This is a genomic window from Catenulispora sp. EB89 (assembly GCF_041261445.1).
GTDB lineage: Bacteria > Actinomycetota > Actinomycetes > Streptomycetales > Catenulisporaceae > Catenulispora.
Genome location: NZ_JBGCCU010000045.1, coordinates 15,240 through 27,754, shown reverse-complemented (window position 1 = coordinate 27,754; position 12,515 = coordinate 15,240). Strand labels below are relative to the sequence as shown.

Annotated in this window: 13 protein-coding genes; 8 read left to right on the top strand and 5 right to left on the bottom strand. The window is 71.8% G+C overall.

Annotated elements, in window-relative coordinates; translation table 11 throughout:
- The first annotated feature begins 55 nt into the window (after positions 1 to 55).
- Positions 56 to 637, top strand: coding sequence for a hypothetical protein (locus ABH920_RS48180; protein WP_370356255.1), 582 nt, complete (start codon positions 56 to 58; stop codon positions 635 to 637).
- Positions 628 to 2,037: an ABC transporter substrate-binding protein gene (locus tag ABH920_RS48175; RefSeq protein WP_370356253.1), complete on the top strand. Its 1,410-nt coding sequence runs from the start codon at positions 628 to 630 to the stop codon at positions 2,035 to 2,037. Before ABH920_RS48180 ends, ABH920_RS48175 begins: the two co-directional genes overlap by 10 nt.
- An 18-nt stretch (positions 2,038 to 2,055) precedes the next feature.
- On the opposite strand, the gene ABH920_RS48170 is transcribed toward ABH920_RS48175, so the two are convergent.
- From ABH920_RS48170 to ABH920_RS48160, 3 genes are all read right to left on the bottom strand, one after another.
- Positions 2,056 to 2,487 carry a nucleoside deaminase gene (locus ABH920_RS48170; protein WP_370356251.1) on the bottom strand — a complete coding sequence of 144 codons (432 nt, stop codon included), beginning with the start codon at positions 2,485 to 2,487 and terminating at the stop codon, positions 2,056 to 2,058.
- 93 nt (positions 2,488 to 2,580) lie between these two features.
- A complete protein-coding gene (locus ABH920_RS48165) occupies positions 2,581 to 3,465 on the bottom strand; it encodes a hypothetical protein (protein WP_370356249.1) in 885 nt (294 codons plus the stop codon).
- Positions 3,466 to 3,495: 30 nt separating this feature from the next.
- Positions 3,496 to 4,002, bottom strand: a complete 507-nt coding sequence (locus ABH920_RS48160; protein ID WP_370356247.1) for a SigE family RNA polymerase sigma factor — start codon at positions 4,000 to 4,002, stop codon at positions 3,496 to 3,498.
- A gap of 136 nt (positions 4,003 to 4,138) precedes the next feature.
- Between ABH920_RS48160 and ABH920_RS48155 the strand changes: the two genes are divergently transcribed.
- The 3 genes from ABH920_RS48155 (at position 4,139) to ABH920_RS48145 (ending at position 8,635) form a co-directional block, all read left to right on the top strand.
- On the top strand, positions 4,139 to 5,638 hold the full coding sequence (locus ABH920_RS48155; protein WP_370356244.1) for an FAD-dependent monooxygenase: 1,500 nt from the start codon (positions 4,139 to 4,141) through the stop codon (positions 5,636 to 5,638).
- 73 nt (positions 5,639 to 5,711) lie between these two features.
- The gene (locus ABH920_RS48150; RefSeq protein ID WP_370356242.1) at positions 5,712 to 8,102 is read left to right on the top strand and encodes a putative bifunctional diguanylate cyclase/phosphodiesterase; all 2,391 of its coding nucleotides are present in this window, start codon (positions 5,712 to 5,714) and stop codon (positions 8,100 to 8,102) included.
- Positions 8,103 to 8,197: 95 nt separating this feature from the next.
- Positions 8,198 to 8,635: a TIGR03618 family F420-dependent PPOX class oxidoreductase gene (locus ABH920_RS48145; RefSeq protein ID WP_370356240.1), complete on the top strand. Its 438-nt coding sequence runs from the start codon at positions 8,198 to 8,200 to the stop codon at positions 8,633 to 8,635.
- Here ABH920_RS48145 and ABH920_RS48140 read toward each other — a convergent pair.
- Positions 8,550 to 9,254 carry an NAD(P)H-dependent oxidoreductase gene (locus ABH920_RS48140; RefSeq protein ID WP_370356238.1) on the bottom strand — a complete coding sequence of 235 codons (705 nt, stop codon included), beginning with the start codon at positions 9,252 to 9,254 and terminating at the stop codon, positions 8,550 to 8,552. The two genes, ABH920_RS48145 and ABH920_RS48140, sit on opposite strands and share 86 nt — an antisense overlap.
- Positions 9,255 to 9,378: 124 nt before the next feature.
- On the opposite strand from ABH920_RS48140, the gene ABH920_RS48135 reads away from it, so the two are divergent.
- The 3 genes from ABH920_RS48135 (at position 9,379) to ABH920_RS48125 (ending at position 11,982) form a co-directional block, all read left to right on the top strand.
- The gene (locus ABH920_RS48135) at positions 9,379 to 9,873 is read left to right on the top strand and encodes a MarR family winged helix-turn-helix transcriptional regulator (protein ID WP_370356236.1); all 495 of its coding nucleotides are present in this window, start codon (positions 9,379 to 9,381) and stop codon (positions 9,871 to 9,873) included.
- 175 nt (positions 9,874 to 10,048) lie between these two features.
- The gene (gene lgt, locus ABH920_RS48130) at positions 10,049 to 11,107 is read left to right on the top strand and encodes a prolipoprotein diacylglyceryl transferase (RefSeq protein WP_370356234.1); all 1,059 of its coding nucleotides are present in this window, start codon (positions 10,049 to 10,051) and stop codon (positions 11,105 to 11,107) included.
- Complete coding sequence (locus tag ABH920_RS48125; RefSeq protein ID WP_370356232.1) at positions 11,104 to 11,982, top strand: phosphatase PAP2 family protein; 879 nt, start codon at positions 11,104 to 11,106, stop codon at positions 11,980 to 11,982. Before lgt ends, ABH920_RS48125 begins: the two co-directional genes overlap by 4 nt.
- On the opposite strand, the gene ABH920_RS48120 is transcribed toward ABH920_RS48125, so the two are convergent.
- Positions 11,875 to 12,498 (bottom strand): class I SAM-dependent methyltransferase, encoded by a 624-nt coding sequence (locus ABH920_RS48120; protein WP_370356230.1) that lies wholly within the window; start codon positions 12,496 to 12,498, stop codon positions 11,875 to 11,877. The two genes, ABH920_RS48125 and ABH920_RS48120, sit on opposite strands and share 108 nt — an antisense overlap.
- Between the last annotated feature and the right edge of the window lie 17 nt (positions 12,499 to 12,515).

Below are 12,515 nucleotides of genomic sequence, written 5' to 3'. Positions count from 1 at the left end.
GACATGCTGGGGATGGCGGAAGTCCTTCGATCGCAGCAAAGGCGGAGTGAGAGCCATGTCGATGACGCGACGCGCCAGGGCCCCCTATGGACGCACGCTCGCTGCCGGGGCCGCGGTCGTGGCGTTGATGGCGGTGTCGGCGTGCGGCGGAGGGAGTAGTAAACCCTCGTCCTCGTCGACAAGTGGCACGAGCACTACCACGACCTCGTCACCGTCACCGTCACCGTCGAGTTCGGCGTCCTCGTCGCCGACAGGAACCGCCAGCAGCGCCGGGCCGGCTGATGCGGCGGCCGCGACGGCGCAGATCAAGCAGAACTGGGAGACGTTCTTCGATCCGAAGACCACGATCCCGAACAAGGAGAAGTACCTGGAGAACGGCACCGTCCTGGCCCCGCTCCTCCAGGGCTTCGCGGCCGACCCGCGCGTCGGTCAGGTGTCGGCGGCGGTGACGAACGTGGCGTTCACCTCGGCGACCACGGCGACCGTGACGTACGCGCTGTCGCTACAAGGCACCGTCGTGGAGCCGAACGCCACCGGAAAGGCCGTGCTGCAGGACGGGACGTGGAAGGTCGCCGACGCGACGCTGTGCGGGCTCGTCGCCCTCACCGGCAATACGTCGCTGCCGGGATGCAGCTAGCCGTGCGTCGGAGCGCCGGCCTGGTCGCGCTGATCACGACGTCGGCGATGATGACGGTGACGGCTGCGACCGGCTGCGGGACTCGTCTGCCGTCCAGCGCGTTCAGCGCGCGGCCCACGCCTGGCAGCGGCAGTGGGAGTGGGAGTGGGAGTGGTGGCGGTAGCGCTAGCAATGGCAGCCAAAACCCCGCCAGCGACACCGGCGTCACCCCGACCCAGATCCGCATCGGCATCCTGGCCTCGCTCACCAGCCCGGTCGGCTCCACCGCCTTCAGCGGCCCCAGCTACGGCGCCCAGGCCTTCTTCCGCGCCCTCAACGACAGCGGCGGCGTCCACGGCCGCACCGTCGCCGCCACCGTCTGCGACGACGGGGGCAGCGGCATCGGCAACCAAGACTGCGTCCACCAGCTCATCGACCACGACCAGGTCTTCGCCCTGAACGCCACGGCGGCGCTGGACTACGCGGGCGCCGACTACGTCAGCAAGAAGGACGTCCCCGACGTCGGCGGCCAGCCGATCACCACCGTCTACGACCAGTACCCGCACCTGTACGCGATCGGCGGCAGCAGCTCGCCGCGCGACGGCCGCACCGTCGGCTGGAACGGCACGCTGTATCAGAGCACGGAGATCTTCCGCTTCTTCAAGCAGCGCCTCGGCTCCGCCCGGGCCGCGGTCGTCGCCTACAACCAGGCCGACTCCACGCGCTACGCCTCCCAGCTCGCCGCCGGCCTGCACGCCGAGGGCTACCACGTCGTCTCCCAGACCGTGGACCTCGCGCTCCCCGACTTCCAGGCGGTCGCGGCGGCGATGAAGGCCGACGGCACCCAGCTCCTGTTCGACGCCATGGACACCCGAGGCAACGCCGCGCTGTGCAACGCGATGGACGCCGCCGGCGTGAGCGTCCTGGCGAAGGTCACGAACGTCGAGAACTGGGGCGAGTCGGTCCGCGACGACTACCGCTCCTCCCCCGCGTGCCGCAACGTCCTGTGGGCCACGTCCTCCAGCCGCAACTACGAGGACACCCAGTACCCGGCGGTCGCGCAGTTCCGCGCGGCGATGGCCCGCTACTTCCCGGACCAGGTGTCCCAGCTGTCGGCGTGGGACCTGGAGGGCTGGGCGGCGGCGCAGTGGCTCACCGACGCGATCGGCTCGTGCGGCGCGAACGTGACGCGCGCCTGCGTCGAGACGTTCATGAATCGCCCGCAGCCGTACGACGCGCACAACCTGATCCTGCCGGCCTCGTTCGTCCCGACCCCGCCGCCGACCGGCACGACGCACGCCTGCCTGAACGCGGCGCGCTGGCAGGACTCGGCGCAGGGCGGCAAGGGCGGGTGGGTGACGCAGGTGCCTGATATGGACACCAACTGTTTCGACGTGCCGCAGCTGCCTTACACGCCATAGCCGCTGAGGTCGCGGGCGCTACTTCCGGTAGAAGGCCTCGATCGGCACCCGCGCCGCCTCGAACAGCGCCGGCCCCTCCTGCGGCACCTCGGGCCAGCCCGACCCCGGGTTCAGCTCGACCAGCTGCGCGGTGGCCAGCGCGAACACCACGCGCCCGAGCCCCGAGCGCACGATCCCGCCGGTGCACATGCCGCACGGCTGGCAGCTGGTGTACATGGTCGTCGCCGCGGCGGCTTCCGGGCTGAGCTCGCGGGCGGCCCAGCGTGCGAGCTTCAGTTCCGGGTGGGCGGCGATGTCGTTGTCGCGCCGGACGGTGTTGTGCTCCTCGATGAGGATGGTGCCGGCGGCGTCGGCGAGCAGGGAGCCGTACGGCGCGTCGCCGAGGGTGACGGCGTTCGCCGCGATGTCGATCGCGCGGCGCAGCAGGGTCTCATCGGTGGGAGTAAGCACGAAGGACATTGTGCCGTGCCGGGCCGGTCAAGGAGACGGACAGCCAGGCGGCCACGCGCGCCGCCGAGTCGGGAAGCACGCGTGGGCCGTCGCTCACGAACCGAGGACCGTCTTGTACTGCTTCAGGTAGTCGGCGAAGGCCGTGCTCTTCACCAGCTTCAGGAACCCGTCGAGCGTCAGCGCCCGCGGCCCGCCGGCCTCGAAGCCGGTCTGGAACTGGAACTGGCGCCCGCCGGCGAGATCGACGTAGAGCGTGTACCCGCCCGGCTTGCCGCCGCTGGGCTCCCCGCCGAATTCGATGCCGCTCATGCCCTCGGCCAGCGTCACGTCCTGGCACGACGTGTGCGGGTACCAGACGTTCGAGCAGTGCGCCGTGAAGTACGGCTTGGTACTGATGCTGGTCGCGAGCGCGATCTTCGCGTTGCCGTCGGGGGCGTAACTGTCCGCCAGGTAGGTGCCGTTGGAAGCGAACGGGTCCACGATCGGTGTCCACGTGTGCCCCGGGAGCATCCCGGCCATGGCCGCCAGCCCCTCGTGGCACACCTGGTGCGCCGTGGCCTGGTTCGGCATCGGTACCACGTTCGTGCCGACGTCGGAGAGCGAGAAGGTCCGGTCGCAGGGTCCGCCCGGCGGCGTCGAACGCGGCGACGATGGCGGCGTCGACGTCGGTGTTGACGCGGACGTGACCGGCGTCGGCACATGAGTCGGCGTCGCCGAACCCGACAACGCCCCAGTCCCCCGCGTCCCGGGTCCCGGACCGCCGAGCACCTGCGTCGCCACCAGCACCGTCGCCGCCACCGCCGCGACCCCGCCGCCCACGCCGGCGGCCTGCCGCCGCCGGCGGCCGCGCTCGTAGACCGCGACGGCGCGCGGCACCATGTCCGTCAGCGGCGGCTCGTCCGCGAAGGAGCCGGCGAAAGCGCCGCCGGGCTCTGGGAAACCGTCCCGGTCCTGGCCGGGGAACATGTCGTCAGTCATCAGATACTCTTCCGTCTCCCCGGAGCACGTCTACCGGAGTCCGCTGTCGATGAGGGAATCGCCGACGATCTCCCGCAGCCTGGCCAGGGCCCGGGACGTCTGGCTCTTGACGTTGCCGACGGAGCACCCGAGCGCGTCGGCCGTGGCCTCCACGCTCATGTCCTCCCAGAACCGCAGTACCACCACGGCGCGCGCCCGCGGTGGAAGCTGGAGCAGCGCGGCCTGGAGCGACAGGCGCAGCTCCGGCGAATCCGCGGGAGCCACGTCGGGCTGCCCCGAGGAGTACGCCGCCGCCCGATCCGCCTGCCGCTGGTACCTGCGCTTGTAGCGAAGGAAGGTGTTGACGAGCACGGTGTGCGCGTACGCGTCCAGCGACACCGCCTGTCTCGCCCTCCCCCAGCTCCGGCACAGGTTGACCATCGCCGTCTGGGTCAGGTCCTCGGCCAGATGCCAGTCGCCGCACAGCAGGTAGGCGCTCCTGCGCAGGTGCCGCTGGCGCGCCCCCGCGTACTCCGCGAACCCTTCGAGCCGGTCCACCGAACCCCTCCCGCCCCGTGATGCCCCTTCGGCTTGCCGTCACAGCTTCCGAGCAGGCTGTGTGCCGGAAGGTTGCAGTCCGCCGGCAGCCCGTTCGCTATCATCGTTCGTACTCGCGCCCGACCGGGAGGAACGGATGTCGTCACCGCCGGATATCGAGGTGCTGGTCGTCGGGGCCGGACCCGTCGGCTGCTGGGTGGCCGCGGAGCTGTGCGCGGCCGGGGTGCGGGTCATGGTCGTGGAGGCGCGGGAGAACCGGGCGGCGTGGTCGCGCGGGTTCGTGGTGCATCCGCGGACGCTGGAGATCTTCGATTCGCGCGGGGCCGCGGCGCCGATGGTGGCGACCAGTCGGCGGGTGCCGACGTGGCATTTCGCGATGGGGGCCTCGCGGCTGGACTTCGCGGTGCTGCCGACCTCGTTCCCGCACATCCTGCTCCAGCCGCAGGCCCAGACCGAGGAGATGCTGGAGACGCACCTGAACCGCTGCGGCGGCGAGGTGCTGCGCGGGCGGCGGGTCGTGGACGTGCGGCAGCAGGACGATCGCGTCGTGGCGACGGTGCGGCACGACGGCGCCGAGCAGACCGTCGGCGCGCGCTTCGTCGTGGGCTGCGACGGGGCGCACAGCGCGGTGCGCGAGGCCGCCGGCATCGGCTTCAGCGGCACCCCCGACACCCTGCTCAGCCCGGCCGCGCTGGTCGAGCTGAAGGATCCGCCGCCGCCGGAGCAGTACATGCAGGGCAACGAACAGGGGCTGCTGTTCGTGATCCCGCTGCCGGACGGCCGGTTCGTCGTCTCCACCATCGACCACGCGGTGATGACCGACCTGAGCAAGCCGTGGACCGCGGAGACGGTGCGCGAGTCGCTGATCCGGATCACCGGGACCGACTACGGCCTCGGCGAGGTCGAGCGGGTCTCGACGATCGGCAACTCGGCTTCGCAGGCAGACCGCTACCGCGACGGCCGGGTGCTACTGGCCGGAGACGCGGCGCACGTGCACTTCCCGATGGGCGGCCAGGGCATGAACCTGGGGATCCAGGACGCGCACAATCTGGCGTGGCGGCTGATCGCGGCCGTGCGGGCGGAGCGCGACGGCAGCGTTCCGGACACTGTGGACGAGCTGCTGGACGGCTATGAGGCGGAGCGGCGGCCGGCCGGGGAACGCGTGCTGGAGGACGTGCACGCGCAGATGGGCCTGGTCGCGGCGACCGGTGCCGACGGCGCGGCGCTGCGGGCGCGGTTCGAGGCGCTGCTGGCCGAGCATCCGGAGGTCAACCTGCAGTACGCGCGGCGGCTGTCGGGGATCGCGGTGCGGTATCCGACGGCGCAGGACGGCAAGGATGGCAACGACGCTGAAGACGCGCGGCTCGGCGCCCGGGTCCCCGACTTGCTCCTCGAACGCGACGCGGCTCCCCCGGTCCGGCTTTACGAGCTGCTGCGCGAGATCGGCCCCGGCCGGTTCGTCCGGCTGACCGTCGGCGGTCCCGCAGTAGGCACCGACGACGCCGACGACGGCGCAGCGCTCATCGCCGCGACCGCTGTCGCCGGTCCCGCATGGGCCCTGCGGGACGGCTGGGACGCCCCGGGGTCAGTCCTGATCAGGCCGGACGGGCATGTCGCCGAAGCCAGGACCTGGTGATTAGCGCGCCCGAGCGGCGCACGGCAGCTCGGATATCATGGAGATCACCCGGACCCAGGGAGCAGGCGCATCGATGACGAGTGCGGCAGAACGCGGGGCCGAGACGGACACCCCCGGCCGGTCGCGGCCCGACGGCCTCCCCGTGCAGCCGGGGGTGCCCCGCTCCGACACCGCTGAGCGAATAGCCTCGCGCGGCCCGGCGACGTCCGCGACTTCCGAGGCACGCGACGAACGCACCGAACCCGCCGAGCCCACCGGACCCGCCGAGCCGGCCGCCCCCGACCGCACCATCGACGAGGCCGAGCTCGACCGCATCTGCCTGCACAACCTGCTGTCCGCCTGCGCCGACATGATCTTCTTCAAGGACCGCGAGTCCCGGTTCCTGCGCGTCAGCGCCAGCGCCGCCGAGTTCAGCGGCACGGACCCGGCCGGGATGATCGGCAAGACGGTCCGCGACTACTTCACCCCCGAGCACGCCGCCGCCGCGTTCGCGACGGAGAAGACGATCATGCGCACCGGCCGGGCGATCATCGACTTCGAGGAGCCCCACCTGCGGCCCGGCACCCCGGAGGAGGAGACGCTCAGCGCCACCAAGCAGCCGCTGCGCGACTTCGACGGCCGCGTCATCGGCACCTTCGGCATCAGCCGCGACATCACCGCGCGCAAGATCTCCGAGCGCGAGCTGAAGGCCCGGACCGCCGAGCTGGACCGGGTCGGGCGCGAGCTCAAGACGCTGCTGGACAGCAGTCCGGACCTGATGGCCCGCTTCGACCGGGACCTGCGGTGCACCTACGCCAACCCGGCGGCGCGGGAGATCACCGGCGTGGAGATGCTCGGCCACACCAGCCGGGAGCGCGGCTACTCCGAGGACTTCCTGTCGGTCTGGGAGGACTCGCTGCGGCACGTCCTGGAGACCGGGCAGGACACCGAGCGGGAGTTCAACGTCCGGGTGACCGGCGAGTACCGCTTCCTGCACACGCGTTTCGTCCCCGAGCTCGACAGCGACGGCAAGGTCTGCAGCGTGCTGTCGGTCAGCCGGGACCTCACCGAGCGCCGCCGGATCGAGGAGGCGCTGGCCGAACAGGCCGTGCGCGATCCGCTGACCGGGCTGGCCAACCGCACGCTGCTGGTCAGCCGGATCCGGGAGGCGATCGAGCTCGGCGGCGCCGATCCGGACCGGCTGGCCGTGCTGTTCCTGGACCTGGACCGGTTCAAGCTGGTCAACGACAGCCTCGGGCACGCCGCGGGCGACGAGCTGCTGGCCGCTGTCGCCGACCGGCTGCGCAGGGCGGTGCGGCGCGGCGACCTGGTGGCGCGGTTCGGCGGCGACGAGTTCGTGGTGCTGTGCGAGAACGTGGCCGGGCAGACCGAGGCCGGGGCGATCGCGCAGCGCGTCATCGACTGCCTGATCCCGCCGTTCGACTGCGCGGGCAAGGCGATGCACGTGCGCACCAGCATCGGCATCGCACTCGCGCACGGCCCCGACACCACGGTCGACGAGCTGCTGCGCGACGCGGACGCCGCGATGTACCAGGCCAAGTCCGACGGCGCGGTGGCCGGCGGCTACCGGTTCTTCGAGCCGGCCACGCACGAGCGCGCCGTGCACCGCATGAACCTGGAGCAGGACCTGCGGCAGGCGGTCGAGCGCGGCGAGTTCACGCTGGTGTACCAGCCGATCGTGGCGCTGTCCGACGGCCGGGTGACCGGGGCCGAGGCGCTGATCCGGTGGCGCCACCCCGAGCGCGGGCTGCTGCCGCCGGCGGCGTTCCTGGACGTGGCCGAGGAGACGCAGCTGATCGTGCCGATCGGGCGCTGGGTGCTGGACGAGGCCTGCCGGCAGCTCGCGGAGTGGAGCGCGGCGCTGTCGGCGGCGGAGGCGGAGGCGGCGGAGGCGACGGCGACGGACGGCGACCGCACCGGGCCCCGGCGGCTGCCGCTGCTGTCGGTGAACCTGTCCAGCCGGCAGCTGTCGCACGACCCCGACCTGGTCAGCCAGGTCACCAAGGCGATCGCGCGGCACGGCGTGCCGGCCGACCTGATCTGTCTGGAGGTCACCGAGACCGCGGTGCACGAGGCCTCGCTGACCGCGCGCTCGGCGCTGGCGGCGTTCTCCGGCGCCGGGATCAAGATCGCCCTGGACGACTACGGCACCGGCTACTCCTCCCTCGGGCACCTGCGCGACAACCCGGTCGACACGCTGAAGATCGACCGCGTGTTCATCAGCGGCCTGACCCGCAACCGGGGCGACGACGCGATCGTGGTCGCGGTGATCACGCTCGCGCACGCGCTCGGGATGCGGGTCGTGGCCGAGGGCGTGGAGACGACGGAGCAGCGGGACCGGCTGCGGGAACTGGGATGCGACTTCGCGCAGGGGCACCTGTTCGCGATGCCGTTGCGGGCCGAGGAGTACGGAGAGCTGCTGCGGAGCGGGGCGGCGGCGGTCGGGGCCGTGTCGTGCGGCTGACGTCGCAGCAGGTTGCGTAGCTGGCGCCGCAGCGGCCGGATCTTTGCGAGGATGGCACGGCAGACCCGCGTCCGCAGCACAGCCACGGAGGACCGATGCCCGACCACGCAGCAGCCGATCCCGACGGTATGACGTTCTGGACGGAGCGCCACATCTGCAGCCTGGCCTCCGTCCGTCCGGACGGCACCCCGCACCTGGTCCCGGTCGGCGTCGTCTACGACCCGGAGACCGGCCTGGCCCGCATCATCACCAGCGGCACCAGCGCCAAGGCCCGGCGCATCAGCGCCGCCGGCTCGCTGCCGGTCGCGGTGACGCAGGTCGACCGCGGCCGCTGGACCACGTTGGAAGGCGTGGCGCGGGTGAATGAGGCCCCGGAGGCGGTCGCCGACGCCGAGCGCCGGTACGCCGCGCGGTACGGCGATCCCGGGCCGAATCCGCTGCGGGTGGTCATCGAGATCGAGGTGCGGCGCGTTCTGGGGACGGTGAAGGTGCGGCTGCCGGAGCTGGAGCCGGGGACAGAGTCTTCGGGCTGAGCCTGGCGAAGCGCGCCTCGGTCTCGCGCAGCAGCCGCTCGCGCTGCTCGGGCGTCCGATCGGCGACCTTGTCGTAGTTGACCCACGTCAGGTTCTTCACGCCGATCTTGCCGAACGTCCCCTTGAACAGGATCTTCGTCAGCGGATCGCGGTACCACCAGCGGTAGGCCTTGTCGGGCGTCGTCATGACCGACAGCACCGTGACACCGGCGAGCCGCGGCATCAGGGTGCGGAACGGGTTGCCCTTGGCCCCGGGCAGCTCGTCGAAGAGCACGCCCTTGGTCAGCACCCGGTCCAGGAAGCCCTTGGTCGCCGCCGGCATCGCCTCCCACCACACCGGGAACGCGAACACCAGGTGGTCGGCGGCCAGCAGGCGCCGCTGGTAGTCGGCGACCCGCGGGTCGACGACGTGCGCCTGCCGCCAGGCGGCCAGATCGGCGGCCGTCATCGCCGGGGCGAAGCCGTCCGCGGCCAGATCGACGAGATCGACGTCGTGTCCGGCGGCCTCGGCGCCGCGGATGGCGGCGGCCGCCACGGCGGCGGTGAAGCTGCGCCGGTGCGGGACGTCGGCGGCCGAGGCCAGGGTGTACGGGTGGTCGAGGACTATCAGGATCCGCATGGGTGCTCCCGTGATCGTGTCTGCTCTCTCCCGTCGCCGATGACGGCCGGTCGAGCAACTGTTTCTCTTGCAACAGTTGCACTTCAAACTGTTGCCCGTCAAACGGACCGGTATCCTGGGCCGCATGGACCCCGCCGCCCCGCTCCCCGACGATCTGGCCACGCTCTGGTACCTCGTCCGACGCGTCGCCGGACTGATGGACCGCTCCGGCGAGGCGCTGTTCCAGCGGGAGATCGGGACGTCGCTGGCCCAGTTCCTGGTGCTGTCCGTCGTCGACGCCCATCCCGGGCCGCTCAACCAGCAGACCGTCGCCGACCGGCTGGGGCTGACCAAGGGCACGGTCAGCCGGCAGATCGACGCCGCGGTCGCGGCCGGGCTGATGACCGTGCGGACCTCGGAGCAGAACCGCCGCGAGAACCTCATCGCCCTCACACCGGCCGGGACCGGGCTGGTCCGGCGCGGTGACGCGGCCTTCGAGCGGGAGAAGGCGGCCATGCTGCCCAGCGTCGATCCGGAGGACCTGCGGGCCGCGATCCGGGTCCTGGCCGCGCTGGACGGCGTGCTCGACCCGAGTCGCGGCGGGCCGCAAAAGCAGCGCAGCGCTACCGAAACTCGGTAGCGTCAACCCCAGCACTGATCGGCGGGCAGGATCCGGCGAGATCCGGGCGAGGCCCGGGCAAGCTCCGGGCAAGATACTTCGGTGACCGAATATCTTTGACCCCGATGTAGTGTGGCGAGGAAAACACCGCGACGGACCGGCCGACGCGGCCGGAACAGCAGGGGTGGTCGCTGCGATGACGTTGGCGTATCTGCCGAGCCCGTCGCAGGGCGTGTGGCATCTGGGTCCGATCCCGATCCGGGCCTACGCGCTGTGCATCCTGCTCGGCATCGTGGTCGCGGTGATGTGGACCGGACGGCGCTGGGCGGCGCGCGGCGGCCGCAGCGAGGACGTCGTGGACATCGCGATCTGGGCCGTGCCGTTCGGCCTGGTCGGCGGCCGGCTGTACCACGTGATCACGGACCCGGAGCTGTACTTCAAGTCCGGCGAGGACCCGGTCAAGGCGTTCTACGTCTGGGACGGCGGCCTCGGCATCTGGGGCGCGGTCGCGCTCGGCGCGGTCGGCGCCTGGATCGGCTGCCGGCGCAAGGGGATCAAGCTCGCCGACTTCGCCGACGCGCTGGCGCCGGCGCTGGTCCTGGCGCAGGCGATCGGACGCTGGGGCAACTACTTCAACCAGGAGCTGTACGGACGCCCCTCGGGGCTGCCGTGGGCGATCCGCATCGACCCCGCGCACCGGCCGTCGAACACCCCGGACGCGGCGTTCTACCAGCCGACGTTCCTGTACGAGTCGATCTGGGACGCCGCCGTCGCGGTCGCGCTGGTGTGGATCGACCGCAAGTGGCACCCGAACCGCGGGCGGCTGTTCGCGATCTACGTCGCCGCGTACACCGCGGGCCGGTCCGTGGTCGAGGCGCTGCGCGACGACCACGCCAACCGGTTCCTCGGGCTGCGGGTCAACGACTGGGTGTCGCTGATCGTGTTCCTGGGGGCGCTGGCGTATCTGTGGCTGCGGCGGGACAAGCCGGGGACGGCGAGCGCCGCAGGCACAGGCACAGGCACAGGCACGAGTTCTGACACGAACCCGGCCGCCGACGCAGTACCCGGAGAAGCCCGATCCGAAGCGGCCGCCGACGCCGATCGGGCGCCCGAAAGCAATCCGGACACCGAAAGCGATCCGGACACCGAAGCCGATCCGGACACGGATCCGGACACCGAGCCCACCCCCGACCACCCCGACCCGCAGGCCTCCGCGACCACGCCGACCGCGCGTGATCGCGAGGCCGACGAGTGAGCGAGCCGGCACCACCCACTACCGCGCGCCGCCGCCTGCTCCCCCGCAGCCGCCAGGGACGCCCGTATCTGTGGACCGAGCTGGCCCTGGTCGTCATCGGCTACAGCCTGTACACCCTGACCCGCGACGCCGTCCCGGGCCAGAAGGACATCGCGCTGCGCCGGGCCGCGTCGATGCTGCGCGTCGAGCATTCGCTGCACGTGGACGTCGAGCTGACGGTCAACCACGCGCTGGACAAGGTCACGCCGCTGATCGTCGGCATGAACTACTACTACGCGACGCTGCACTTCCTGATCACCATCGCCGTGCTGGTGTGGCTCTACGTGCGCCATCCGCAGGCCTACCGCTCCGCGCGCATGGTGCTGTTCATCGCGATCGTGTCGAGCCTGATCGGCTTCTACTTCTTCGCGCTGGCCCCGCCGCGCCTGCTGGCCGGCCACGGCTTCATCGACACCACGGTGAAGTACCACACCTGGGGCTCGTGGGCGTCGCCGAGCATGCAGTCGGTGTCCAACCAGTACGCCGCCATGCCCAGCGACCACATCGCGTGGTCCGGCTGGTGCGCGGTGATGATCTACCGGTACGCCGGACACCGCTGGATCCGCATCGCGGGCCTGTTCTACCCGCTGTTCACCTTCACCGTCATCATCGGCACCGCGAACCACTTCGTGGCCGACGCCGTCGGCGGGGCGCTGACCCTGGCCGCGGCGTTCGCGATCCAGCACCTGGCAGCCAAGTTGTGGAGCCGCCGCACCGGTACCGCGTCGCTACCCCCGCCGCGCGCCCAGCACGACGGTGGCGGGCATCAGGGGACACTCGGCGAACAGCGCGGCGTCGCAGACGCGGAAGCCGCTGTCGAACAGCGGGACGGCTAGGCCGGAGGAGATGCGCACGCCGCGGCGCCGGACGTGGCCGGCGCCCGGCGGGTCCCAGAGCGCGACGCCCTGCAGGTGCGCCAGGACCAGCAGGCCGTCGGGGGCGAGGACGCGGCGGAGTTCGGCGAGCGCGGCCGCCGGTTCCGGCCAGTGGTGGGAGGACGCTGTGCACATTGCCAGGTCGAACCCGGCGTCGCCGAACGGCAGTGCGGCGGAATCGGCACGGACGAAGGCGGTGCGCTCCCCCGGCGCGGCCATCGCCCGCGCCTGCGCGAGCATCCCGGCCGAGATGTCCACGCCGACCAGGCCGGCGTCCGGGTAGACCGCGGACGCGGCGCGCAGCAGCCGACCGGTACCGCATCCGATGTCCACGATGCGGCCGGGCACCGGTCGGGCGGCCGAGGCGAGTCCCAACACCTTGCGATGCAGTCGCGTGTAGAAAGCCTCCTGCAGCGCGCTCGTCTCGTAGGCCGGAGCCCATGCGTCGAATCGCGCGACGTGCAGGGTCGGATCCACGCGCTACACGCTGCACG